Source organism: Embleya scabrispora, from assembly GCF_002024165.1.
GTDB lineage: Bacteria > Actinomycetota > Actinomycetes > Streptomycetales > Streptomycetaceae > Embleya > Embleya scabrispora_A.
Genome location: NZ_MWQN01000004.1, coordinates 22,512 through 47,444, shown reverse-complemented (window position 1 = coordinate 47,444; position 24,933 = coordinate 22,512). Strand labels below are relative to the sequence as shown.

General features: G+C 70.5%; 19 protein-coding genes and 6 pseudogenes. 12 read left to right on the top strand and 13 right to left on the bottom strand.

Features of this window, described 5'->3' with window-relative positions; translation table 11 throughout:
• Positions 1-55 precede the first annotated feature (55 nt).
• A complete protein-coding gene (locus tag B4N89_RS40765) occupies positions 56-1,069 on the top strand; it encodes a saccharopine dehydrogenase (RefSeq protein WP_078981682.1) in 1,014 nt (337 codons plus the stop codon).
• Between the two features lie 24 nt (positions 1,070-1,093).
• On the opposite strand, the gene B4N89_RS40760 is transcribed toward B4N89_RS40765, so the two are convergent.
• The gene (locus B4N89_RS40760) at positions 1,094-1,669 is read right to left on the bottom strand and encodes a DUF6790 family protein (RefSeq protein ID WP_078981681.1); all 576 of its coding nucleotides are present in this window, start codon (positions 1,667-1,669) and stop codon (positions 1,094-1,096) included.
• Between the two features lie 57 nt (positions 1,670-1,726).
• On the opposite strand from B4N89_RS40760, the gene B4N89_RS40755 reads away from it, so the two are divergent.
• Entirely contained in the window at positions 1,727-2,155 is a 429-nt protein-coding gene (locus B4N89_RS40755) for a MarR family winged helix-turn-helix transcriptional regulator (protein WP_078981680.1), read from the top strand.
• Positions 2,156-3,213: 1,058 nt separating this feature from the next.
• On the opposite strand, the gene B4N89_RS40750 is transcribed toward B4N89_RS40755, so the two are convergent.
• Positions 3,214-4,329 (bottom strand): winged helix DNA-binding domain-containing protein, encoded by a 1,116-nt coding sequence (locus tag B4N89_RS40750; protein WP_078981679.1) that lies wholly within the window; start codon positions 4,327-4,329, stop codon positions 3,214-3,216.
• A gap of 608 nt (positions 4,330-4,937) precedes the next feature.
• Here B4N89_RS40750 and B4N89_RS48785 point away from each other — a divergent pair.
• Positions 4,938-5,150: a ricin-type beta-trefoil lectin domain protein gene (locus tag B4N89_RS48785; protein ID WP_268812614.1), complete on the top strand. Its 213-nt coding sequence runs from the start codon at positions 4,938-4,940 to the stop codon at positions 5,148-5,150.
• 294 nt (positions 5,151-5,444) lie between these two features.
• On the opposite strand, the pseudogene B4N89_RS53185 reads toward B4N89_RS48785, so the two are convergent.
• The 4 genes and pseudogenes from B4N89_RS53185 to B4N89_RS40740 form a co-directional block, all read right to left on the bottom strand.
• Positions 5,445-5,627 (bottom strand): annotated as a pseudogene (locus B4N89_RS53185) (S8 family serine peptidase); the annotation flags it as partial.
• Between the two features lie 215 nt (positions 5,628-5,842).
• A pseudogene (locus tag B4N89_RS53560) lies at positions 5,843-5,935 on the bottom strand (IS5/IS1182 family transposase); the annotation flags it as partial.
• 20 nt (positions 5,936-5,955) lie between these two features.
• Positions 5,956-6,087, bottom strand: a pseudogene (locus tag B4N89_RS53555) (IS5/IS1182 family transposase); the annotation flags it as partial.
• Positions 6,088-6,235: 148 nt separating this feature from the next.
• Positions 6,236-6,856, bottom strand: a complete 621-nt coding sequence (locus B4N89_RS40740) for a TetR/AcrR family transcriptional regulator (RefSeq protein ID WP_078981678.1) — start codon at positions 6,854-6,856, stop codon at positions 6,236-6,238.
• A 96-nt stretch (positions 6,857-6,952) separates the two neighbouring features.
• Here B4N89_RS40740 and B4N89_RS52195 point away from each other — a divergent pair, with 96 nt between their 5' ends.
• The 3 genes from B4N89_RS52195 to B4N89_RS40730 all read left to right on the top strand — a co-directional run bounded on the left by B4N89_RS52195 (position 6,953) and on the right by B4N89_RS40730 (position 8,177).
• Positions 6,953-7,090: a hypothetical protein gene (locus tag B4N89_RS52195; RefSeq protein WP_235619270.1), complete on the top strand. Its 138-nt coding sequence runs from the start codon at positions 6,953-6,955 to the stop codon at positions 7,088-7,090.
• A gap of 42 nt (positions 7,091-7,132) precedes the next feature.
• Positions 7,133-7,357 carry a hypothetical protein gene (locus tag B4N89_RS52190; protein ID WP_235619269.1) on the top strand — a complete coding sequence of 75 codons (225 nt, stop codon included), beginning with the start codon at positions 7,133-7,135 and terminating at the stop codon, positions 7,355-7,357.
• A gap of 121 nt (positions 7,358-7,478) precedes the next feature.
• Positions 7,479-8,177, top strand: coding sequence for a type 1 glutamine amidotransferase domain-containing protein (locus B4N89_RS40730; protein ID WP_078981677.1), 699 nt, complete (start codon positions 7,479-7,481; stop codon positions 8,175-8,177).
• 589 nt (positions 8,178-8,766) lie between these two features.
• Here B4N89_RS40730 and B4N89_RS40725 read toward each other — a convergent pair.
• The 3 genes from B4N89_RS40725 to B4N89_RS40715 all read right to left on the bottom strand — a co-directional run bounded on the left by B4N89_RS40725 (position 8,767) and on the right by B4N89_RS40715 (position 12,461).
• A complete protein-coding gene (locus tag B4N89_RS40725; protein WP_078981676.1) occupies positions 8,767-10,362 on the bottom strand; it encodes a succinic semialdehyde dehydrogenase in 1,596 nt (531 codons plus the stop codon).
• Positions 10,363-10,381: 19 nt separating this feature from the next.
• Positions 10,382-11,299, bottom strand: a complete 918-nt coding sequence (locus tag B4N89_RS40720) for an acetoacetate decarboxylase family protein (protein ID WP_078981675.1) — start codon at positions 11,297-11,299, stop codon at positions 10,382-10,384.
• A 187-nt stretch (positions 11,300-11,486) separates the two neighbouring features.
• Complete coding sequence (locus tag B4N89_RS40715) at positions 11,487-12,461, bottom strand: alpha/beta hydrolase (protein ID WP_078981674.1); 975 nt, start codon at positions 12,459-12,461, stop codon at positions 11,487-11,489.
• Between the two features lie 242 nt (positions 12,462-12,703).
• On the opposite strand from B4N89_RS40715, the pseudogene B4N89_RS40710 reads away from it, so the two are divergent.
• Positions 12,704-13,719, top strand: a pseudogene (locus B4N89_RS40710) (DUF3533 domain-containing protein); the annotation flags it as partial.
• An 83-nt stretch (positions 13,720-13,802) separates the two neighbouring features.
• Here B4N89_RS40710 and B4N89_RS40705 read toward each other — a convergent pair.
• Complete coding sequence (locus tag B4N89_RS40705; RefSeq protein WP_078981673.1) at positions 13,803-14,762, bottom strand: NAD(P)H-quinone oxidoreductase; 960 nt, start codon at positions 14,760-14,762, stop codon at positions 13,803-13,805.
• Between the two features lie 1,066 nt (positions 14,763-15,828).
• On the opposite strand from B4N89_RS40705, the gene B4N89_RS52845 reads away from it, so the two are divergent.
• The 5 genes and pseudogenes from B4N89_RS52845 to B4N89_RS53550 form a co-directional block, all read left to right on the top strand.
• A complete protein-coding gene (locus B4N89_RS52845; RefSeq protein WP_268812592.1) occupies positions 15,829-15,951 on the top strand; it encodes a hypothetical protein in 123 nt (40 codons plus the stop codon).
• A 331-nt stretch (positions 15,952-16,282) separates the two neighbouring features.
• The gene (locus tag B4N89_RS40700) at positions 16,283-16,690 is read left to right on the top strand and encodes a hypothetical protein (RefSeq protein WP_078981672.1); all 408 of its coding nucleotides are present in this window, start codon (positions 16,283-16,285) and stop codon (positions 16,688-16,690) included.
• A gap of 80 nt (positions 16,691-16,770) precedes the next feature.
• A pseudogene (locus B4N89_RS40695) lies at positions 16,771-17,333 on the top strand (ISNCY family transposase); the annotation flags it as partial.
• Positions 17,334-18,116: 783 nt separating this feature from the next.
• Positions 18,117-19,619, top strand: coding sequence for a glycoside hydrolase family 6 protein (locus tag B4N89_RS40690; RefSeq protein ID WP_161500986.1), 1,503 nt, complete (start codon positions 18,117-18,119; stop codon positions 19,617-19,619).
• A 58-nt stretch (positions 19,620-19,677) separates the two neighbouring features.
• Positions 19,678-20,391 (top strand): annotated as a pseudogene (locus B4N89_RS53550) (IS5 family transposase); the annotation flags it as partial.
• 50 nt (positions 20,392-20,441) lie between these two features.
• On the opposite strand, the gene B4N89_RS52185 reads toward B4N89_RS53550, so the two are convergent.
• From B4N89_RS52185 to B4N89_RS40670, 3 genes are all read right to left on the bottom strand, one after another.
• Positions 20,442-21,044 (bottom strand): hypothetical protein, encoded by a 603-nt coding sequence (locus B4N89_RS52185; protein WP_107504207.1) that lies wholly within the window; start codon positions 21,042-21,044, stop codon positions 20,442-20,444.
• Between the two features lie 148 nt (positions 21,045-21,192).
• Positions 21,193-22,413, bottom strand: coding sequence for an AMP-binding protein (locus B4N89_RS40675; protein WP_107504206.1), 1,221 nt, complete (start codon positions 22,411-22,413; stop codon positions 21,193-21,195).
• Positions 22,410-24,491, bottom strand: a complete 2,082-nt coding sequence (locus tag B4N89_RS40670; RefSeq protein ID WP_078981670.1) for an ABC transporter ATP-binding protein — start codon at positions 24,489-24,491, stop codon at positions 22,410-22,412. Before B4N89_RS40670 ends, B4N89_RS40675 begins: the two co-directional genes overlap by 4 nt.
• Positions 24,492-24,933: the final 442 nt, after the last annotated feature.

Sequence of the window (24,933 nt, the reverse complement as noted above, 5' to 3'; positions counted from 1 at the left end):
TGTTACAAAACGTAGGTTACAAAATGTAGGTTGGCGATGGCGAAGGAGACTCACCATGGGACGGCCCAACTCGGTTCTGATTCTGGGTGGTTCGGGGCAGGCGGGTGCGGGTGCCGCCGCCGTGCTGCGCCGATGGCACCCGGAACTGCCCCTGACGATCGCGGGCCGCGACTTCGGCCGCGCCCAGCGGGTCGCCGACGAACTCGGCGCGGCCACAGCCGCGACCGTCGACCTGGGGCGCGGGGACTTGGGCCTGCCGGCCGACGGAGGATATCTGGCGGTCGTCGCCGCGCTGTGGGACGACCGGTTGCAGGGGCTGAGGTACGCGCAGGAGCGCGGGTTGCCCTACCTGAGCATTTCCAGCGGCCTGGTGGACATCGCACCGGAGATCGTCGCGAGCGCCCAACGCCCGGGCGGCTCCGCGGTCTTGATGGCGAGTCACTTCTGTGCGGGGATCGGTGTTCTGGCGACGCTGTACGCCACCAGGGAGTTCGAACGCATCGACACGATCCGCATCGGCGCCGTCCTGGACGAGTCGGATGCCGGCGGCCCCGCGGGGCTGGCGGATCTTGAGCGGTGGGCCACCGCCACCTCGGCCGGACTGGTGCGCCGTGACGGCGTGTTCACGTGGGTCGCCGAACCCGACGCGCGGACGGATGTGCCACGTACCGACGGGATCCTCGTGCCCGGACGGAGCATCGCCATCCTCGACGTGCCGAGTCTCGCGCTGGCGACGGGGGCGCCGAACGTCCGCTTCGACTTCGCCGTCGGTGAGTCCGCGGGTCGGCGGCGCGGCGGCCCCGCCTCCGTCGAGATCCGCATCGACGTCGAAGGAACCGGCCCAGGGGGGCAACCGCGCGGCCTGCACCGCTACCTGGTCCATCCGGACGGGCAACGACCGCTGACCGCGCTGGGCATCGCCCTCGGCGTCGAGCGACTGCTCGGGCTGCGCGGCGCGGCCGTACCGCCGGGCGTCCACACTCCCGAGGCACTGCTCGACGCGTCCTACGCGGCGGAGCGTTTGGCGGAAATCGGCGCCGAGTTCGTCGACGTGCCCGGCGACAAGTGAACGCCTTCGCGGGCCCGCCGGCGGTCACGCGTGTTCGGTGAGCCGCGCCGGCGACGTGCCGGGCCCGGCGGCACCGGCGGCCTGCTCGCCGGCCTGCTCGGCGCCCGGGAGTCGCTGCTCTCGCCAGGCGAGGAAGATCATGACCGCGGGGAGCAGGATGTCGGCGATCAACACCCCGCCGGTGTTGCCCGGCTCGTGGTCGCCGTGGGCGAACCACTGGTGGACGTGGCCGACGGCCGCACCCCACAGGAACATGCCGGCGCCGAGGCCGATGGTCACGCGCTCGCGGGGCGTGGCCGAGCGCGAGGCCGCCCGCAAGCCCATGACGGCCAGGCCCAGATTCGCGAAGGCGATCTCGAACTGGAACGGGCTGCGCGTGAAACCGATGGTGTCGGCCATCGTGCCGGGCCCGACGAGGAAGGCCACCGTCATCCACAGGCTGCCGCACCCGAGCGCGGCGACGGCCCACCAGCGCTGCCAGGTCTCCAGCGCGGCTCGCCGAGAAGGGCTCCGGCGGGTGCGGAGCAGTGCACCGACCACCGCCAACAGCACCCAGAACAGAGGAAACGCGGACTTCATGGTGTAGGTCATAGCGTCCATGATTCGAGTGTTGCATGGTTAATATTAACTATGCAACATTCCTGTTAGGCTCGTCTCATGGACGACGGACTCGCAGACCTGCTGCACCGCGTGGTGTACCTCCTCGGCGAGGCCACCCGGAAACGCACCGACGACGCGGACGGCCCGAGCTACAGCCAAATGCGCCTACTGGGCACGCTGGAGGAGATCGAGCCCGCGACGCAGCACCGCCTGGCACAGGCGATGTCGGTCTCCGACCCGGCGATCAGCCGCGCGCTGCGCCCGCTGGAGGCCGCGGGGCTCGTACGCGTGCGCGTCGATCCCGAACACGCGCGGCGGCGCTTGGTCGAGACGACCGAGGCGGGCCGGAAGGCGTTCCACGACAGCGGGAAGCCGCTGTACGACGAGCTGCGCGAGGGCCTGCTCAGGGCGGACTTCCCCTACGAGCGCTACCTCGCCGACACCGCGACGCTGGCACGGATCCTGGAAGGCGCCCGAGCCGAATAGCGGGGCCCGTTCCCGGAACCCGCCGCCCGGTGTCGTACCGCGACGTGTACGTTCGGGCGTCCCCACCCGCTCGGCGCCCGCCTCGGGCGGCGGCCGAGCCCGCACCGGCTCGACGCCCGTGCCGAGGGATTCGCCGACTTCGTCGTGCCCATGCGCGGTGGGGCGCCGTCCGGATCGTGGCCACCGCGCGGGAGGGCCGTCAGCGGGATCGACGACCACACGCGCTTTGGCATCCCGGACAGCCGGATTGCGTCGTCACACCGGTCCGGATCGGCAATCGGTGTCCCGGCCGGCGTGGGGCTCGGTGAAATGCCGTGAATTGGCGGGCGGTTGTCGCCGATGATCCGCACGTGACCGACTTCGACGACGCCGCCCGACCCGTGTCCGGCGCCCCCGAGTGGGGTGCCGGCCGCAGCAGTCCGAGCAGCGATGGCAGCGCCTGACAACCCGGTCGGCCCTGGGATTGGGATTGCCCGAGGCCCGCGACGGCGGACTCTCGATCGGGGTGGCGAACCTTACCGCCCGGGCACCCGCCTTGCCTCGCTCGGGGGACCGGCCCCGATGCGTCGCCGGCGAGAGCCGCCCACCCGCCTGCCGTCTTCGAGGACCACCCTGCCGTTCTCGTCGGCAATCGTGCCGTCGGCCCGCAGCCGAGCCCGGATCTCCTTCGGGACGGGACCCGTGAAACGCGTCGGTGCCGCCTCGGCCTCGCACGATAGGGGCAGTGCCTCAGACCCTCCCACCCGGACGGCAAGGTTCTCCGCTCGGGGCGTCGGTTCTCCGATCCGATGCCCGCCGGGCACGCCGAGGTGCGGCCGATGGTGTCCTCTCGCGCCGTCGCGTACGGAGGCGCCGCGCGCCCGATGCCCGGGCTGCGCCGTGCGAAGGTCGCCAACCTCGTGGTCGAATCGGCCGCTCGCGCAACGTTCCCGCGAACCCGCAGCACGAGACGAAGGCGTCCCCGCCGAGGGTGCCGTAACCGGAACTGCCGGAGGGGGCGTTCCCGTGCGGAAGCCCCCCGGAAGCCCCCCGGGAACACCCCTTCCGCATGTCCGCGGTCAGGCGTACACGATCTCGTGCTTGTCCTGGTCGGCCGCCGCGAACGCGAGCAGGTGCGCGGCCTCGGCCTCGATGTCCGCGCGGTGCGCCTTGAGCGCGTCCTTCGGCTCGGGGCCCGAGCTGATCAGCAGGGTCGCGGTCTCGCTGGTGCGTTCGATGCGCCACGCCGCGCGCCCGAAGCCGTCCACCAGCAGGCCGCCCCACAGCATGTTCCCTTGCGACAACCGCCACTGGTGCCACTCCTTCGAGATGACCCGTGTGCGGTCGTCGTGGGAGAGGAGCAGGTTGTCGAAGTCGGCGAGGAACCGCACGGGCGCGGGGACGTCGGCGTCGGGGCGCGGCGCGTCGGGGAGGTCGAACAGTTCGCGTCCCGCCTCGTCGCGGAAGACGACCAGTCGGGGGCGCAGGCGTTCGAGGACGGGCTTGAGGCGGGTGATGCCGCACCACACCTGGACATCCTTGACGGAGGCAGGGCCGAGTGCGGCGAGGTAGCGCAGCACCATCGCGTCGATGGACGGGTCGGCGTCGAGCGGCTTGCCGAGCCACACGTCGGAGGTGGTGTGCGCGATGGCACCGCTCCGGCCCCACAGTCCGCGCGGCGGCACCTGGACGAGGGGTGCCCACGCACGCAGCGCCTGGGCGAGGGCGGGCGGCTGGGCGTCCGGCCACTTTTCGCCTAGGTACGCGCCCACCTCGGCGAAGGTGCGCGGCTGCTCTTCGACGAACGCCCGTCCGATGCGGATCAGTTCGTCACGGTCGGCGGCGGCGTAGCCCTTGCCGTGCGCGCCCTTGGTCATGCGTTCGAGAACCGGGTCGATGAGCGGCCGCCAGGCGAGGCAGTCGGCGGCGCTGACGGTGTGGATGGTGGAGCGCATGAGCGCGATCCGGACGACCTGGCGGCCGGTCATCAGGTCGACCAACTCCGCGGGGTCGAAGCCGGCGATGCGCGTCCACAGCGTGTAGTACGACGACGTGGGGTGCTGCGCCTGCAGGCCCGCGAGGTGTTCCACCATCTCAAGGGCGGGTATGGAGACACGCTTCAGGAGGTGTTGCCTGGCCAGGGTCGCGCGGTTGAGCTCACGCCGGCTGAGGACTCGGGCACGTTCGGTCGTCATGGGACCGACTCTATGAGCCCATCAGGAAAGTTTCGCTCCTAAATGCGCGAGCCCGCGACGAAGCGCTCCCACTGCCGAAACGCTCGGGAAGGTCACGCCACGGGAGGCCCGTTCGTGTTCGGGACAGATCCCGTCCTCGACAAAATCCACGGTGAGCTACGCGTCCTTCTCGTGCCGGCCGTTCGACGGAGGAGAAGCAAGCACCTGCCCATCGGAGTTGTTCGGCGGCGGAGGGCCCTTCGACGCATCCGGCGGCGGCTTCTCGTGCCGTCCCATGAACGCCTCCTCGACCACCCGGAGAAAACCCATGGGGCGCGACGTGGCGTCCGACCGAGCGCGGATCCCGGGTGGCCGGCGACCGCGACCCCGCCCGATCACCCGCCTCCGGGGCAGGGTACGCCGCCCCGCTCCCGCCACCGGACACGCGCGCCGTCTCCGGCGCAGGTACGGCGGACGGGCCACGCCGGCCGAGGAGTTCACCACGACTCCGCCTCGGCCCTCGGGGCACTCGGCGACACATCGCCACAGCCTTCCGCGCTCGCCGCACCCGCCTCGTGCAGGGCCCGGTCGACCCGGCGCGGCCCCGGTGATATGTCCAGGCCAACTGCCTGCAAGGCAACACCCAAACCGGGGTCGTGCAAATCATGTCCTGCAACAAACGACAGAACCAGGCATGGCTTGTCTCCGGCACGGGACTCGAGAACGCGACCATTCGCGCCGGCTACGCCCAGTCCAAGTGCCTGAGCCACAACCCCTCCACGGACGTCGTCTACCTCGTGGCATGCGAGGGCACACGAACGCAGGCATGGCTCCTGTCCTGACCGCCTCACCTGCACGCACGGCGCCCCGGCCCCGCCCGCGCGTTTTCCGTCGCGACGCGCGCGGCGGCGCGATCCGGGGCGTGTCCGTCCGCACCCGGCGCGTGTACCTGCGGCTCGGTGACCCCCCGGAGGCCGGCGGCAGGGCACGGCAGGCAACGCGACGCCGGCGGCGACCGCAACGGGTCGCCGCCGACGCACCGTCAAGCGGGAGCGGCCTTCGATCGCCCGCCCCGAAGCGTTCCATCCGATGACCCGCAGGAGCCGGTTCGGCGATCCGGCACCCGCATTCGCGGACAGTTGGATCGCCGCCGCGCCACTGACATGCGGTGTCGCCATGGAGATGCCACTGGCCTTCCGTGTGGCGGTGTCACCGTCCTTCCACGCCGAGACGATGTTCGTCCCGGGAGCGAACAGGTCGGTACACGTGCCGTAGTTCGAACCGGACGCCCGTCGGTCGAAGGCGTCGGAATTCTGCACCGTGATCGCCTCGGGAGCCGGCCAGGCGAGTAGTCACAGGCATCCGTGCCGTCGTTGCCCGCGCCCGCGACGTAGGTGATCCCCGCGGCGATCGACTTGCGGAACTGCCGACGCGACACCCGAATGCCGGTGTCGGTTACGTAGGCGGTCACGTTCGCGCCGCACCATTTTCCCGGGGCCGCGCCCACCACTTCGCCATGCCGGGATCAGGGGAGTTCGGCGACCTCGATGCCGCGGCGGGCGATGCGGTGTGTGATGCGGCGTTTCGGCAGGTAGGCGCGGACGAAGCGGTAGTCGTAGGCCTTGTCGCCGGTGAATCAAGGCCTGGGCTGTCGTGGGTGTTCGCGCCGGAGATCCCCATCGACAGGGGCAGACCAGCGCGATCGACCAACAGGTGGATCCTCGACCCGTACTTCCCCCGATCCACAGGATGGGGACCCGTCACCTCCCCCTTTTCAGGGCCCGCATGTTCACCGAGTCCACCGCGCACCGCGACACGCTCGAACAACTCCCACAGCTCGTCCGGCACCAGCCGCTCCACAAGCGTCGTCACACACGCCACAGGATAGCGAGCACGCCAAAAGAAACGACGTTCCAGGGGCAAGTAGCTAGTCGGCTGCGTGGCCGAGCTGAGCCGGTGCTGCCTGCGGCGCGCCGGTGGCGGTGAACAGGGCGTGGGCGGTGGTGCGGACGTGTTCTGCGACGACTTCCGGGGTGGAGGCGTCGAGTTTGCCGTCGAGGTGGAGGAAGGCCAGGCCGTGGACGAGGGCCCACACCATGGTGGAGAGGGCCTCGGGGTCGCCGTGGGGGAAGGCGGCGCGGGCGATGCCGCGCACGTACTCCTTGATCGCGGCGGTCGCGTTGGCCCGCTCCTCGTTGGCGGGGTCGCAAGGTTCGGCGAACATCACGCGGAACAGTGCCGGGTGCCGGAGTGCGAACCGGACGTAGGCGACAGCCACGTCGGCGAGTTCGTCGGGGGTCGCCGGTGACGGATGTACGGAGGCGAGCTGTTCGGTGAGCTCGCGGTACCCCTCGGCGGCGACCGCGGACAGCAGGGCCTCGCGGTCGGCGTAGTGGCGGTATGGGGCGCCGGTCGACACGCCTGCGCGCCGTGCCACGGCGCGCAGCGACAGTGCGGCGCTGCCGTCTTCCTCCAGAAGGTCGCGTGCGGCGCGCAGGCAGGCCGTTCGCAGATCGCCGTGGTGGTACGAGCCGCTTGCTTGCGACACAGGTCACACTCCCTCGCGTATGCACTGCTTACATCTATCCTTTAATGTGAGCAGTGCACACATTGTAGGGGATTTCGGATCGAGAGGAGAACGCGGATGACCAGCGAGTTGTTCTCGCCACTGTCGCTGCGCTCCGGGCAGGTGCTGGGCAACCGGATCGCGAAGGCGGCCATGGAGGAGATGGCCGGCCGAGGTCAGGTCCCCGACGGCAGGCTGCTCGCGCTGTACCGGTGATGGGCCTCCGGCGGCACCGGCCTGCTCATCACCGGCAACGTCATGGTGCACGCCGAGGCGCTTACCGGTCCCGGCGGCGTCGTACTCGACCGGGCCGCGCCGCTGGAGCCGTTCGCCGCATGCGCCGAAGCGGCCAAGTCCGGAGGCGGGGCGGTCTGGATGCAGGTCAACCACCCCGGCCGCCAGGTCCAGGCCGACATGCCCGGTGTCGTGTGGGGGCCATCCGACGCCGGCGCCGGAGCCTCGCGGCCTGTCGCGGAGCCGTGATGACGCCCGGTAGTGGCCGATCGCTCTCGACCGCGTATTGGACGATGATGGTCGAGGGCGCCTGTGCCGGGTCCGGGCGGACGACGGCACCGTTCCCGTCCCGAGCGTGAGGGAGAACGCCATGACCAAGGTCCTCTTCGTGGTGTCCGCAGCGGATCGTTGGACGCTGCGGGACGGAGTGGTGCATCCCTCGGGCTTCTGGGGCGAAGAGCTGGCGATGCCGCACAAGATCTTCTCCGCGGCGGGGTGGGAGACCACGATCGCCACCCCGGGCGGAAAACCACCGACGCTGGATCGGCTCAGCATGTCGTGGACCGCCGGCCTGCCGGGCAAGCTGCGCGAGGTTCGCCGGTACCTGGACACGATCAAGACCGCGCTCGACAACCCCCGGTCGCTGGACGACGTCGACTCGGACGCCTTCGACGTGGTGTTCTACCCCGGCGGCCACGGACCGATGGAAGACCTCGCGGTCGACCCGGTCTCCGGCGCGCTGCTCACCCGCGCGCTGGCCTCCGGCAAGCCGCTTGCCCTGCTGTGCCACGCGCCCGCCGCGGCGTTCGCGGCGCACAACGCCGACGGATCGTGGCCGTTTGCCGGATACCGGATGACCGGCCTGTCCAACGTCGAGGAGAAGTTCAACAGCTTCGGCCGCAAGGCCAAGTGGCTGCTGGAGGACCGCTTGCGCGCCGGCGGTGCCCACTACACCAAGTCCCGCCTGCCGTTGCGTCCCTTCGTCGTCGTCGACCGCAACCTCTACACCGGCCAGAACCCGGCCTCCTCCGAACAGCTCGCCCAGCGGCTCGTCGCCGACGTCGGCTGACCCGCCCGCGTACAGGGCGCCGCGGGCGGCGTTCCGCTCGGTGTGGCGACACGGTCCCGACGTCTCATGGTCAGCGCCGATCGCGGGCACCCGGCGTGCCGAGCGCGGTCGCTACCGGACGCGGTGCGACGGAGTTCGCGCGAACGAACTGCTGCACGACACAGAGCGCTCCTGCCGACCGACGCCCGGCCCGGCCCGGCTCGCCACGGCCGTTCCGGTGTGCGGACCAGCCGAATCCGGGGGCAGTACCGAGAATCACGCGAGAGACCGAGAGACGCTGTCGCCCTCAAGCGCTCGGGGCGGCCGAGCCGCCTCGGGGACCTCCGACACGTCCTGCCGGCGTTGTGGCATGTGATGCGCCCGGCGCGCGGGGCGCTGCCGCCATTCCCGGCGCGTTCCTCACGCTTGCCGTCCTCGAACGGGGGCATTCGTGCGTCCGGTTCGAGACCGCGCGCGAAGCCGAGGCTGCGCCCGGGCCCTGGGTTCGCTTGCCGGAGCGCTGATCATCAGGCCTGCGGGGCGGGTGGTGGACACCGCCGCCGCGGTGTCCGCACGGCTCGATGCCCTGGGAACCGCGACGCCGGGAAGGTCAGCGGACACGTGCGGCTTTCAGGAGCTTCAAGGCGCCGGTGAACACGGCCGCCCAGGTCTCGGGTGAGACGCGCGCCGGTGGGGTGAAGCCCTGGACGCGCTGGTGGGCGACGGTCTGAGGTTCGGTGTACTTGAGGATTCCGTCGGCGCCATGGCGGCGGCCGAGTCCGGAGTCGCCCATGCCGCCCATGGGTGCGTCGATGCTGCCCCAGGCGGCGGCGAAGGCTTCGTTGACGTTGACGGTGCCGGCGTGGACGCGCGCGGCGACGGTCCGGCCGCGGGCTCCGTTGCGGGTCCAGACGCAGGCGTTGAGGCCGTACGGCGTGGCGTTGGCCCGCGCGATCGCGTCGTCGACGTCGCGGTAGGAGTGGATGGAGACGACGGGCCCGAAGGTCTCGTGCTCGTACACGGTCATGTCGGGGGTGACGCCGGTGAGGATCGTCGGTTCGTAGAACAGCGGCCCGATGTCGGGCCGCGCCCTGCCGCCGGCGAGGACGGTCGCGCCCTTGCCGGCGGCGTCCTCGACGTGGGCGGTGACGGTGGCCAGTTGGGACGGGTTGGTGAGGCTGCCGACGTCGACGCTGTAGTCGTACGACGCGCCGAGCTTCAGCTTCTCGGTGCGGGCGACGAACGCGGCGACGAACCGGTCGCGGATGGGCTCGGCGACGTACAGGCGCTCGATGGAGACGCAGAGTTGGCCGGCGGAGGGGAAGCACGCGGCGACGGCGCCGTCGGCGGCCTTGTCGATGTCGGCGTCGTCGAGGACGATCATGGCGTTCTTGCCGCCGAGTTCGAGGGACGCGCCGATGAGACGTGCGCCGGCGTCGCTCGCGATCCGGCGACCGACGGCGGTGGAGCCGGTGAACATCATGTAGTCGGCGTTGTCCATCAGCGCGCCGCCGATGGAGCTGCCGCGCCCGACGACCATCTGCCACACGTCGGTCGGCAGGCCGGCCTCGTGCATCAGGTCCAGCGCCCACAGCGCGGTCAGCGCGGTCTGGGTATCCGGCTTCTGGACGACGGCGTTGCCGGCCATGAGCGCCGGGATGGCGTCGCCGGCGGCCATGCTGAGCGGGTAGTTCCACGGGGAGATGACGGTGACGACGCCCTTGGGATGGCGTAGTTCGGTGGTGTGGGTGAGCACCGGGATCGCGCCGCGACGACGCTTGGGCTTCAGCAGTTTCTGCGCGCTGCGGGCGTAGTAGCGGGAGGTGATCGCGATGTCGGTGACCTCCAGGAACGCGTCGCGGCGGGTCTTGCCGCTCTCGGCCTGCATCAGGTCCAAGGCCTCGTCCCGGCGGGCCAGGACGAGGTCGTGGAAGCGCAGCAGGATCCTCGCGCGCTCGCGCGGCGCGGTAGCGGCCCAGACTTGCTGGGCGGTGCGGGCGCGCGCGAAGGCGTCTTGGACGTCTGTCGGCGTGGACACGGGCAGGTCGGCCAACGGCGCGCCGGTGTAGGGGGTGTCGGTGGTGACCCTGGCGGCATCCGCGACTGCCGCGACGCGGCGGGTCAGGCGCGCGATCAGCTCCGGGGTCAGCGACGCGGGCAGGCTGCTGGGGCTGCGGGTGTCGAGGAGGGCGTGGTCGGTGGTCATGGGGGGAGGCTCCTGGTGCCTAGTGCCGGGTGGGGACGGAGACGGGGACCGGCATGTGCAGGGCGAGTTGCCCTTCGGTCATGACGTCGAGGCGCACGGTCCTGGTCGGGTCGAGGGAGCGTAGGTCGTCGGCCATGCGGCCCTCGCCGATCTCGAGGACGAGTTCGCGGGGTCGGCGCTTGGTGCCCGCGGACAGCACGTTGGTCTGGCTGAACGTCGAGTGCCATGCGCCGTCGATCGACGTGTACGAGGTCAGGGCCGAGACGCGCTCGCCGCTCGGATACGCGGTCTGGGCGGGGGTGGACACCGCGAGGGAAACGTCCGTCCCGCCCGCGTCGTTGGCGACGCGCGCGGTGGTCCGGTCGGCGTCGATGTCGACGTCGAGCCCGGTCACCCACTTGGGGAAGCCGTAGCCGTCGTGCCCGCGGACCTGCGCGATCTCGGTGCTCACCGGCAACGACAACACGTACGAGTCGAGGTGCTCGTTCTTGAGCGCGGCGGCGAGGTCGACCAGTCCGAGGCGGCGGTGCCGGGCCGGCCTGACGGCGATGCCGACCGCGGCCTCGGTGTAGAAGTCGATGTCGCACACGTCGTAGCGGAAGAACATGAGCGAGACCAGCCCGAATCCCGGCGCGACCTCCAGCGGCGCGAGCTCGGAGGGCAGGCGCCTGCGGATCGCGCGGGAGCGGGCCGGCATCGTCAGCCGGGCCGTCGAGACGCGGTAGTAGAAGTTCGGGGTGAGCGTGCTGCCGATCGGCGAGTCGACTCGGGTCTTGGGCAGGCGCCGGAAGAAGTCGACGCCGCTGACGCGGGAGTCGCGGGCGACCGCGTCGAGGTCGGTGTCCATCCGATACCGGTCGTACAGACCGCCCTTGGGGACGGTGACGGCCCGGCCGCCCAAGTCGACCTCGACGGTGTCCTGCTGGGGCGATGACATCGGCTACTCCTCTACATGTGAGCGGTGCATACATAAGCAGGCTAACCAGGGATGTAAGCACCGTCAACAATGAGCTGGGCGCAGGAACGCCGACGGTGCCCCCGGCACGACGAAGCCGGGCCCGCCTGCGCCACGTTGGCGCCGGGGCCCGGCCTGGTCGGTGGGGAGGGGGTATCCGGCGTCGTTGTCAGTTGCCGTGCAGTGCCGTACGCAGGGCGTCGACGGCGAGCGCGCGGGCGACGTTCGCCGCGCGGGTGTCGCGCAGGCTGTCCAGGAGCAGGAAGTCGTGGACCATGCCGGCCACGCGGACGCTGGTGACATCCACGCCGGCCTCGCGCAGTTTGTTGGCGTACTGCTCGCCTTCGTCGCGCAGCACGTCGGCCTCGTCGGTGATGACCAGAGTGGTCGGGAGGCCCTTCAGCTGATCCAGGCTCGCCTGGAGCGGGGAGGCGTGGTGCTCGGCGCGCTGGGCGGGGTCGGTGGTGTACGCGTCCCAAAACCACTTCATGCCGTCGCGCGTCAGGTAGTAACCCTCGGCGAACTGCAGGTAGGACGGCGTGTCGAAGTCCGCGTCGGCCACCGGGTAAAGCAGCACCTGAGCCTTGAGGTCGATGCCGCCGCGTTCCTTGTTCATCAGCGCGAACACCGCGGACATGCAGCCGCCGACCGACTCGCCGGTGACGGCAATGCGCGCGGTGTCCAGGCCGTGCTCCGCACCGTGCTCCATAACCCACTGACCCACGGCGTAGTTCTGCTCGACCTGCGTGGGGTACTTCGCCTCGGGCGCCCGGTCGTAGACCGGGAAGACTCCCGCAGCGCCCGCGCCGACGGCGAGTTCGCGGAAGAGGCGGTCGTGGGTTTTGTCGTCGCCGAAGACCCAGCCGGCGCCGTGGATGTAGAAGACGACCGGCAGCAAACCGGTGGCTCCCTCGGGTCGGATGATGCGGGTGCGGACGGTGCCCCACTCGCCGGCATCCACATCGACCCACTCCTCGTCGACGTCCGGGCGGGGCACACTCGGGTCGCTCTGGAGGCTCAGCAGGATGTCGCGGCCCTTCTCGGGCGGCACCTCGTAGATCCGCGGATGCGGATCGGTGGCGTCGCACAACTCCTGTGCCGCGGGTTCCAGATAGGGCGTGACGGGCGGGGGAAGCGGGGTCATGGCGGCTCCAATCACGGACACATGCGCGCCCTGGACAGTGCGTCCCCGCGCTGCCGGCCGACCGGGTCGGGTCGGCCGGCGGCGCGGGACGAGGCCCCTCGACCCATCCTGGTACGCGGCCCGGGCAGTGCAACCCGGCGCAAACGGATTTCGCGCCGCCGACCGTCCCGCGGCGCGTTGCGGCCTACCGCGTTCGGCTCTCCCGGCCTGCGAAGCGGAGCACCGGGCCGGACCGTGGGGGAATGCCGCAGAGCGTGTCGGCCGAGGCGAAAAACGCCATCACGCCGCGGGCCCACCGCGCTGGTGACCGGCGTGATCACCCTCCGGATGTTGTTCATCGCCTCCTACGTGGGGCGCTGCACGACCCAAGGCTCAAGGACGTGCCGTTCGCGGTGGTGGCGCCGCAGGCCGTGGCGGAGCAGACCGTGGCACGCCTCGACGCGCTGCCGGGCTCGCCGTTGGACCCGCACGGTGGCCGACGAAGCAACCGCACGGCGGCAGATCACGAACCGGGACATCGACGGCGCACTCGTGGCGAACCCGATTGGCACGACCGACACCCTGCTGGTCGCCGCCGGCGGCGGCAAAGCACTCGCCATCGCCCTGGACACGCCGACCGCAACTCTGGACCGCACGCAGGGCCGCACGCAGGGCCGCACCGTCCACACGGTCGACGTGGCCCCGGCATCCCCGCACGACTTCAATGCCTTGCCGGCCTTCCACCTCGTCATCGGCTGGTGCGTCGGGGCCTACCGGTGCGCGTCGACCCTGGCGATCAGCGCCGGCGCCCGCCCCGCCAACCCCATCCGGGCAGCGACACGGCTGGGCACCATGACGCTCGTCGCGATCGCCGGCGGACTCGGCGGCGCGGTCATCGTCGGACCGATCCTGGGGACCCTGCCGGGCAGCGTTTTGGTGTCACTGTGGTGGCTCGGCGCCTTGATCACTTCGCGGTGGGGTCCGCCACCCTCGCCCCCCAAGGGCTCTTCGGCATCATCGGCCTGGCCATCCTGCTCGTGCGGGCAACCCGAGCGCGGGCGGCGCGTTTCCCCAACCGGTGCTGCCGCCGTTCCGGCAGGCGATCGGCCCGGCCCTTCCTCCCGGCGCAGGTACCTGGGCGGCCCGTTCGATCGCCTACTTCCACGGCAACGCCATGACCTCGGCCCTGCTGGTGCTCTCCTCCTGGGCGCTCGCCGGAATCGTCGTCACGATGCTCGCCGCGATCCTGCGACAACGCCGCCCGGCAGCCCCGAAAGCCGACGCGGCGGAGCGGGACGGCCGCCCCACCGCAGAGCCGGGCCGATGGCACCATAGGCCGGTGCGCGGCGCGGCACGGTCGTGTCAGTCGTTCACGAGCACGATCTTGCCGGTGTGCCCGCCGGACTCCATCACCCGGTGCGCCTCGGCAGCCTGGGACATCGGCAGTGTCCGGTCCACGACCAGCCGAACGGCCCCGCTCTCGATCATCGGCCAGACGTGACGCTGCACGTCCGCGACAATGGCCGCCTTCTGGACGGCGGAACGCGTGCGCAGCGTCGTACCGTGCACCGACAACCGCTTGAACACCAAATCCGCCAGGTTCAACGAGCCCTCCAGGCCGTCCTGCAGGCCGATGACGACCAGTCGTCCGTCCGCGGCGAGGGAACGCACGTTGCGTTCGAGGTAGCCGCCGCCGACCACGTCGAGGATCACGTCGTACGGGCCCTGCTCGGCGAAGTCCTCCGTGCGGTAGTCGATCGTCACGTCGGCCCCCAACTCCCGCGCCTGGGCGGCCTTCTCGGGGCCGCCCACGGTGGTGACCACACGTGCCCCCAGCGCCTTGGCGACCTGGATCGCGAAAGTGCCGATACCCCCGCCGCCGCCGTGTACGAGCAGTGTCTCGCCCGCCGTGAGTCCCGCGGTCATGACGAGGTTGGACCACACCGTGGCCGCGGCCTCGGGCAGGGCCGCCGCCTCGACCAGGCCGACCCCCCGAGGAACCGTCAGCAGTTGCCCCGCCGGCACGGCCACCTTCTGGGCATAGCCACCCCCGGTCAGCAACGCGCACACCTCGTCACCCACCCGCCGGCCGGTCACACCCCCACCGACGGCGCTGATCCGACCCGAGATCTCCAGCCCCGGGTACGGGGACGTGCCCGGCGCCAGCGGGTACAACCCCCAGCGCTGCATGACGTCGGCCCGATTCAGGGCACTGGCGCTCACATCGACGACGACCTCGCCGGGCGCGGGCCGCGGATCCTCGACGTCGATCCACTCCAGGACCTCGGGGCCACCCGGTTGCGTGATCGCTACAGCTTTCATTGCTCTCCCATCCCACGGCCGACCGAAGGGCTCGTGCAGTGCCGACGCAAACACGGCGGCAAGCCCGCGGCGAAAGATGCACGCGCCGACCGCACGGACCGCGGGGCCGTCACCGCGATCACCGGCAACCCACACCCCGAGGAGGATCACCGCAAGCCCAATGTATGCACTGCATACACTGCGGTGAGAAGTATGCGCCGTCAACATTCGTGGGTGCCCACCACTGTCCTCGCCGTGCCCTCGAACTCCTCGGCGGTAGGCACCCCTGCCGGCGACGGCGCGCCGCCACACAGTCGAGCGGTGTCGATATGACCATCGTCGCGCGCACGTGCTACCCGCGCCCGATCGACGACCGCACACAAGATGCGTTCAGACCTGTTTCGGCGGGCTCTCCGATTCGCCGCCCCGGGAGTCCGTCCGGATCACGGTCGACGACTGGTGGTTGCCGGGTAGTGACCGGGAAGCTCTGCAAGGTTCGCTCACGATCGGTTCCGACGGGCTCGTCTTGGCTCGTTTCCTGGTGCGTTCGAAGGATCGAGCGGATGCAGCCAACCGCCGTGAACATACGGTGTCGAAGCCGCCCGGCAGCGCGGCCGTCGACCATACGCATAGGACTTCGAGCCCGCATTCGTCCTCGGCCGCGTCGATCGCATGCCCGGAACACATGCGGCTACGGCGTCCACCCGGCGGCGGCCGCGTCGGTTTCGGCGCCGGGTGCGGCGACGTCAGCATGCTGCGGGTGCTCCACAGGGCCGCGACCACAAGCCCGGCCGGGACGCGGTCCTCGCGCGGTGGGTTGCCGGGTGCCGGGTTGAGTCCGCGTACCAGCGGCCGCCGGACAATGGCACGTGCCGAGACGGCTCGCCCGGGTGGCCCCACGAAGGAAACTCCTGCGCCGGGGCTGTCATTGGGCCGATGTGCGGGTCGCCGTACCGGGCGGTCGCCGAGGCCGGCGTACGGCAGGGGCGCCGACGACGAGCTGACGGCGCGGCAGCCGGCGGCAGGTACTCGACGAAAGGAACCGGGTGTGATCCCGTTGTACCCCCACCGTACGAAGGGGCCGGGCGTGCCCGGCACGGGCCCGGGCGGCATCGGGCCTTTCGGTCGGTGGTCCGATCCCGAGGACGACCTGGACCGCGACGACGACATCGACGCGGACGAGCAACCGTCGGCCGGGGACCCTGGATGACGTGTGGTCCGCGTCCGAGCGTGCGCCTGTTGCGAGGGCCGGTTGCCGAGGAACGTCGCCGTCGGGCCGGACGCCTCGGCGGGGTGGGCGGTGGCGTGATCACCGGCAGGTGATCGACGCGATCGCGTTCTCCCGACCGCACCCGCTCTGATCTCGAGATCTACACGTGGTGAGTCGGCTGTCAGGAAATGCACACTCGGAGCCGGCGCTATCCCGATGGCGCGGTTCACCGGCAACCCACCGGATAGTCCCGTTGTTCGTAGGCTGCGAATATCGCCACGACGGCTCGCTGTTGTCGGGGCCGTTCCCAAGTACGTAGAGGACGGGCACGATGAAGCACGCGCGCAAACTGACGGTCGGTCTCGGTGCCGTGGCGATGTCGGTCGGCATGGTCGCCACTGCCGGTGTCGCGAACGCCGGCACGAATGCCACGGACTACGGCTACAACTCCTACACCGGTGCCAAGGCCGCGAAGGTCTATTTCCAGCACAACGGTGACGTGTTCTACATCCACGACCTGGCCGCCGACGGCTGGGGGGTGGCCGTCCAGTATCGAGTCAACAACTCCAAAACCACCACGATGGTCCACTGGGGCGGTGCCAACACCATGGTCGCCATCGGCCGCAGCGAAATCCCCGAGGGTGCGACCGTCCAGTTCCGGGCATGCCGGTGGCTTTCCGACCGGTCGGACTGTGGCCCCATGGCTTGGAGTGAAAGCGCAGTCAAGGCCAAGGCCTGATACCGCCCCCGAACGGGCAACAGGGCCTTCCGGTCGCCGTGTGGGAATTTACAATCCTACCGAATCCGGAAGGCCCTCATTCCGTGATCGAGGCCGACATCGACCACCCCACAGACGCCGACCTATCGGCCCACGGCGTCCGCAACCTCGGCCGACCCGGCCGACTCGTTCGGCGGATCAAGGCCGAGGGCGCCGCGAGCCGCACCCGGGTCCGCGACTGCGGCCTCGATCCGCAGAACGCCGGTTGAGGCAGATCTCCCGCACGCTACGACGGCGCACCGGCCGGACCCTGGGCGAGATCGATCGGCTCACCGGTGAGTGGCCACGATCGCCCGGGCCACCCTGCGAGACGTGGCCGCCGTCGAGCGCAACGCCCACCACGCGCCGCGCGTTCGCTTCACGGGACGGCCGGCGCACCTGATCGGCGAGCTCGCAGAGACCGTGGCGGATGCTCGGCGCCGCTGGAACAGACCGCCCGGCGGCTCGCGGGCAACCGGACCATCCCGAACCGGTTGATCTCGCTCGCCGACCCGACGCCCGCCCGACCGCAAGGGCAACCCACGGCATCCCACGGCATCCCACCCAGTTCGGCTACACCGCCCTCGCCGAGGACGAACGCGGCGTCGTCGTCGACCACCCGGTCGGGAGCCGCCCGGCCCGTTCCCCACGGAACCCGAGGACGACGGGGACACCCCGAAGGAGGTTTCCCGCCGCGCGCCTCGGCGGCATCGAATACCTCGACGACGACCTGCGGGACGAGCAGTCGTACCCCATCAGCGCCATGTCCGCCCCCGCGTTCGCCGGTGACGGCACCGCCGCGCTGAATGTCAGCATGTATGTGTGGGCCGACCTCGACCCACCGGCCATCCGAGCCATCGGCAACCGACTGCTGATGGCTTCCCACGCCATCACCCGCGAACTGCGCGGAACCACCCCGAAGGACTTCCCCGTCAAGCGTCGGAAGTAGCGGGCCTTCATCCGCCTGACGTCCCGGATGACGGACAACCACGTGGCACATGTGGGACTCTCCGCGAAGGGCCTTGTCCCGCCGGTGCGCGGGCCGACGGGGTCGACCCTGGGCTCAGGGGCGTGGTTGGCGGTCCACCAGTCGCTGCACGAACTCGTGCAGGTACCGCGTAAAGCCCGCGCCTTCGGGTGCTCGCCGTCGGGGTGACCGCTTCGGTGGTCTTCGGCAGTTCGTGGGTGAGGGGGCCGCCCATTTCGGCGCGGTCATGCCGAGATCGTGTGGGGCCGGGTGGGGCCATCTCGCGCGCGAGGGCGGTGTCCGTGCGGGTCTCGTCGATTCGCGCTCGATGGATAGCGGTGTCGTCGATCCGGCCCTAGCCTACCGACAAGCCAACCGTTCGTTCAGGCTCATGGAGGACACATGCATGGTCGGCGCGCAGCACTCGCAACAATGGTGGCGATGACCTGTGTTGTGGGCCTGCCGGGCGTCGGGCAGGCCACGCCTGCGGTCGGTGGCAAGGAGCTCGTCACCAACGGGGCTTTCGAGCCGGATCCCGCCTATTGGTGGACCACCGGTGCGACCACGGCCGACACCGTGGACGGGCGGGCTCGGGTCACGGTTCCCGATCACACCCGAGCGCCCTGGGATTCGATGCTCGGGCAAGGTGGCCTGCACCTGACCAACCTCGCGATGTACACGCTCTCCTTCGACGCCTCGGCGACCACGTCCGCCAAGGTTCGGGTCACCGTCCAGTCGCATCTCCCGCCCTACAGGACGGTCTTGGACCGAACCGTCACGTTCGCCGAGAAGACCGGCAGGCACACGCTGCCCTTTCTGGCGATACCCGGCATCGACGCGACCCAGGTCACCTTCCAACTCGGGGGCCGAGCCAAGGGGTTCCAGGCCACCTTGGACAACGTGTCGCTGCTGCCCACCGGTTCGCAGGTCCCCGGCGTGCCCGTGAGACCCGCGACCTCCTCCCGTCCCGGCGCGAAGCCGGCCGGTATCCCCGTCGCCCGACCGTCCTCCGCCTCCCCACCGGTCGGCACGACGACGTCCTCGCCCACCGCCGAGGTCCCCCCGGCGAGTCCGGGCGAAAGGTTCTACACCGATCCGACGAACAACGCGGCGGCGTGGGTACGAGGGCACGGGTCCGACCCACGCGCGACGAAGATCCGCGCCGCGATCGCCACGCAGGCCGGCGCCCGCTGGTTCGGCGCCTGGAGCGGGGACATCGGCAAGGCGGTGCGTACGTACGTCGACGCCGCCTCGGCAACCCGGAGCACCCCCATCCTGGTGCCTTACAACATCCCGGACCGGGACTGCGGCGGCGCGTCCGGCGGCGGTGCCGCCGGTCCGGACGCCTACCGCCGTTGGATCTCCGACTTCGCAGGCGCGGTTGGCGATCGCTCGGCGATCGTGGTGATCGAGCCCGATGCCGTTGCCAACGTCGACTGCATGTCGACGCAGGGTCGGGACGCCCGCTTCGCCCTGTTGCGCTACGCCACCGAGCAGTTCAAGGCCAAGGCGCCCAACGCCAAGGTGTACCTCGACGGCGGCAACGCGGGTTGGATCGCGCCCACCACCATGGCATCGCGGCTGGCCCGGGCCGGAGTGGCCAATGTGCGCGGATTCGCGGTCAACGTCTCGAACTACAAGTCCACGGCGGACTCGGCCGGTTACGCCGAGAAGGTCCGCGCCGCGCTGCCGAACGGTGGGGCTCGAACCGCCAAGTACCTGATCGACACCAGTCGCAACGGCAACGGCGGCGCCGACGGCGCGTGGTGCAACCCGGCCGGCAGCAAGCTCGGCAAACCGTCCCGAGCGGGGACCGGCAGCGCCGAGTACGAGCTGTGGATCAAGGTGCCGGGTGACTCCGACGGCCCGTGCGGCATCGCCCCGGGTGTCGCGGCCGGTACCTTCGACCCGAACCTCGCCACCCGCTTGATCGACGGCAACTAGATGGCGTCTGAGAAGGGTTGTTCAGGGAAGCTGATTTGGTAGTTGCTTCTCGCGGGGGATGCGGGTCATGGTCGGGCCACGTGCTGTGTACGGGACGGATCCGTCCGATGTGGAATGGGAGGTTCCGGCTCCCCTCGTGCCGCCGCCGAGGCCGGGTGGTCGACCGCCCAGGCACCCTCGGCGCGAGATCCTCAACGCTTTGTCGTACCGGCTTCGGGCCGGCTGCACGTGGCGCCTGCTTCCGCACGACTTCCCGCCGTACCGGACGATCTACCACTACTGGCGAACGTGGCGGATCGAGGACCGGTGGGAGGCGATCCTCGCCAGGCTTCGGGAGCGGGAACGCACCGCCCAGGACCGTGATCCGACACCGAGTGCCGAGATCGTGGACAGCCGGAACGTCGAGGGCACGGAGCGGGGCGGATGGCACGGATACGACGGCGGGAAGAAGGTGTCGGGCGTCAAGCGTCACCTCCTGGTCGACACGCTCGGGCCGGTCCCGGCGGTCTGCATCGGTCCCGCGAACGTCGACGACCGCGACGGCGCCGAAGTCCTCCTCGCACGCGCCGCGGACAGGCTCCCGCGACTTCGGTACCTGTGGGCCGACCAGGGGTACCGCGGCCGGGACTTCGCGGACGGCATCCGCGAAACCCACGGGATCACCGTCGGCGTCGTGCAACGCCGCGACGGCGGCTTCCGAAGCACCTGGGCCCCGGCCGGGGCCCCGCCACGAGAGGTACCGGTGTTCGCGGTGGTTCCCCGCCGGTGGGTGGTCGAGAGAACCTTCGCCTGGCCGGGACGGTACCGGCGGCTGTCCAAGGACTACCAGTCCGGTTGCACCGCCCACGACGCCGAGTCGGAGACGCGCTTCCGGGCCGGGATGTCGTGTGGTCCACAGCCGGCGGGCTCTCGTTGTGGCCGGCTGCAGCGACGTGAACGAACCCAGCGGGGTCGGTTCGCCTGACGTCTCCCTTCGACTCCGGGTGCCGTCCGACCCACCCGTCGGGCTACCCCGGCCGTATGTGCGCCGACGTCGATCTCGGCCGTCGCGGACTCGCGCAGCAGCGGCTCGACGGTGTCCAAGTGGTGGATGACGGCGGCGCGTTCCTCGGGCCGCTTGCCGTAAGGGTTGTCGGTCCGGACCGCGATCCGGGCCGGCAGCACCTCGGTAGGCGCGCTGAGCAGCACGATGTGGTCGAACACGGGATGGAAGCGGCTCTGGTTGGTCTTGCAGCCGGCCACGAAGAGAGTGCCGCCGTCGGAGTCGCCGAGCAGATCGGCGATGGCCCGCTCGCGCCGGATCCAGTCGGCGGCGCCGTCCTCATCGGTGACCCAGTGGCTCCACCTGTCGCTGTCGGTGCCCACCGCACGGTGCCCGCGCCCGCACAGCCGCTCCATCGCCGTCGACTTGCCGGTGCCGGACATGCCGGTGATCGAGGCCTTCGCCGTGGCGCGAGCCTACGCGAGCCGGGTGGGGAGGACGGGCGGCAATCGTGCTTGTGGACAGAGGCATGCCGGCGGACGTGATCCCTGAGACCGATCGGCCGGCGCCGCGTCGCTTGGGCGTCGTGTGCTACCGCGGCGCGGGCGTCGCAAACTCGCCGCGCAATTCGCGTTCGAGGATCTTGCCGGTGGCGTGCATGGGGAGGGCATCGCGGAACTCGACCGGGCGCGGGTATGTGTGGGCGGCCATGGTGTCGCGGGACCAGGCGACCGGGTCCTCCTCGGTGACCTTCGCTCCGGGTGCGCGGAGGACGAAGGCCTCTGTACCTCCTCGTCGTGGCGTTCGTGCGGTACCGACCCCGACCGCCATGCCGACATCGGGGTGGGAGTGCAGGACTTCCTCGATCTCTCGCGGGTACTCGTTGGAGCCGCCTCGGATGATCAGGTCCTTCGTCCGGTCGACGATGTAGAGCCAGCCGTCCTCGTCGCGGCGGGCCGGGTCCCCCGTGCGGAACCAACCGTCGCGCACGACCTCGGCGGTGGCCTCGGGGCTGCCGTGGTAGCCACGCTTGACGTTGTGGCCGCGGACGGCGTTCTCGCCGACCCGGTCGGGGCGGACCGGGTCCAATCGGAGCCGAGCAGGTCGACTGCCACACCCCAGACGGGCTTGCCCATGGACCCCCGGCCCGGCCGTGGTGCCCATGGGCGTGAATGTCGCCACCGGCCTGGTCTCGGAGAGGCCGTATCCTTCGCGGATCGTGATGTGGAAGCGGCCGGTGAAACGGTGGTGGATCTCGACCGGAAGCGCCGCGCCACCGGAGACGGCGATGCGCAGGTGCCGAGCGACGGCGTCGGCGTCGGTCTCCGCGTCGGTGGAGGTGGAACTGGGGCCCAGCAGTGCCCAGTACATGGTCGGCACGCCCGCGAAGATGGTGACCCGGTGTCGGCGCATCAGGGACAGCGCACCCTCGGCGTCGAAGCGTGGCATGAGCACCGGAGTCGCCCGCGCGGCCAGTCCCGCGTTCAACTGCACCGTCTGCCCGAAGGAGTGGAACAGCGGCAGCGTGACCAGGGGACGCCGTGCTCGACCTCGCTGAACAGCTTGTGGCAGGTCAGCGCGTTCAGGGTGAGGTTGGCGTGGGTGAGTTCGGCGCCCTTGGGTCGGCCGGTGGTACCGGAGGCGACCGCTTGACAAGCCGGGCGCCAAGATCTCCTTCCGGAGCTGCCGGACGCGCCCGGTGGGGTGCTCCTCGCGACGCCGTCGTAGGTGGTCGCGGTAGGGGTCGACCGGGGTGGGCCGGTACTGGGGGCTTTCGGTGCTCGCGCGAAGGATCGCGACGACGCGACTCATGCGTGGATCTCCTGTGGCCTGGATGACGTGGAAGTGGTGCCCGCGATCGTGAGTTCGCCGGGGAAGTGGCAGGCGACCGTGCGTCCGGGCGAATGCTCCGCGAGCGGCGGGGTGGTGGTGGCACAGATGCTTCGTTCGGGAAAGCGTGTAGGGCCGATCGGGCAGCGTCCGTGGAAGCGGCACGCGGCCGGCGGGTTCAGTGGGCTGGGCAGGTCGCCGGTAAGGATGATGCGTTCGCGGGTGTGCTCGACCCGGGGGTCGGGTTCGGGCACGGCGGAGAGCAGACTCGCGGTGTAGGGATGGAGCGGCGACCTGGTGATCTCGTCGGCGGGGCCCATTTCGACGATGCGGCCGAGGTACATGACGGCGATGCGGTGCGAGAGGTGACGGACGACGGCGAGATCGTGCGCGATGAACAGGTAGGCGAGCCCCAGGCGTTCCTGGAGTTCACGCAGGAGGTTGACGATCTGTGCCTGCAACGAGACGTCGAGCGCGGAGACGGGTTCGTCGCACACCACGACGCGAGGATCGACGGCGAGGGCGCGGGCGATGGCGATGCGTTGGCGTTGTCCGCCGGAGAACTCGTGCGGGTACCGACTGCCGGCTTCGGATCCCAGACCCACGAGTTCGAGGAGTTCCGCGACGCGCGCGTCGGCCTTCTCGCCGCGTGCGATGTCGTTGACCTGGAGGGGTTCGCGCAGGAGCGCGCCGACGGTCATGCGCGGATCGAGTGAACTGTAGGGGTCTTGGAAGACCATTTGCACGCCTCGGCGCACGGTACGAAGGCTCGCCTTCGTGAGCGTCGTGCCGTCGTAGCGGACCTCGCCCGAGGTTGCCGGGTGAATGCCGAGGACGACCTTTCCCAGTGTCGACTTGCCGCAACCGGATTCACCGACCAGGCCGAGGGTTTCGCCAGGGGCGATGGTCAGGGAGACATCGTCGACGGCACGAACCGAACCCTTGTTCCGACCCCACCCCCGGCGTACCGCGAAATGCTTCGATATCGCGCGCACTTCGAGCAGCGGCTCGGAGTCGAACGCGAGCGGGAGGCGCGCGTGGGACACCTCGCCGGCAGCGCGGGTGTCCGGGGCCGAGTCGGTGCCTGCGTCGGCGTTGGTGAACGGGCCGGGAAGCAGACACGCGGCCGCCCGTTCCCCGGGACCGAGCAGAGGTGTCTCGGTGCGGCAGCGATCCTCCGCGGCCGGGCAGCGCGGCGCGTAGGCACAGCCGGTCGACTTCGCGATCAGGTCGGGTGGACGTCCTTCGATGGGCACGAGTCGGACGTCTCGGCCGGCGTCGAGCCGGGGAGTGGCAGCGAGCAGGCCCGCGGTGTAGGGGTGTTGGGGCGCGGTGAACAACTCGTCCACGGGGGCGCGTTCGACGATCCTTCCGCCGTACATGACCATGGCCCGGTCGCACAGGCGCGCGACCACGCCGAGGTTGTGCGTGATGAGCACGACGGCGGTGCCCAGTTCGCGGCCGAGCGTGGCGAGCAGGTCGAGGATCTGGGCCTGCACGGTGACGTCGAGTGCGGTCGTGGGCTCGTCGGCGATGATCAGGTCGGGCCGGTTGGCGAGCGCCATCGCGATCATGACGCGTTGACGCATGCCACCGGAGTAGGCGTGCGGGTAGTCGCGTAACCGCGCCTCGGGGTCGGGAATGCCGACCTGCGTCATGACTTCGACGGCGCGGTCGCGGGCTTGGTGGCGGCTGAGTCCTCGGACGCCCTCGATGATCTGGTCGCGAATGCGCATGAGCGGGTTGAGGGTGGACATGGGGTCTTGGAAGATCATGCCGATTCCCGCGCCGCGGACCTCCCGCATTTCCGGTTCGTTCAAGGTGAGAAGGTCGCGGCCTTTGAACAGGACCTGGCCGGATTCGATCCGCCCGGGCCGGCGGACCATGTCGAGCACGGACATCGCGGTGACCGACTTGCCCGATCCCGACTCGCCGACCAGGGCCACGGTCTCTCCGGCGTGCACGTCGAAACTCACGCCGTCGACGGCGCGTACGACGCCGCGCGGGGTGTGGAATCGGGTGACCAGGTCGCGGACTTGCAGGAGTGGCTGCTCGCTCATCGGACGACCGTTCCTTCTGCGGCTTTCACGAGTGGTCGGGTAGCCGGAGTGCGTTGCCGCACCCCGGCCCCCTCGGAACCGGATGTGCGAGTCGTCCTCGCATCCGGTTCGAGCGGGCCCCTGGAAGCGTTCGGGGTGGTCATGTCTGCTCGGCCTTTCTGTTGTCGCAGGCGTGATGTTGGCGATGACTTTCGGCGTGTACGAGGCGATGATTGCTTGGCGCGCCCGAGCGCGGTCCCGCCCATGGACGAAGTGGTGCTTGTGCAGCATCTTCATCGACACCGAGAACCGGGCCGCCCCTTCGCATGCCGCCCCGCCTGGAACCCGTCGAGCAGGCCACCTTGGACCTCCAGGCCCTCACCCGCCAACGCGCGGACCGCACCACCGAGGCCCGCGTCGCGGCGATCGACCAACTCGCCACGCTCCTCGACATGCACCGGCC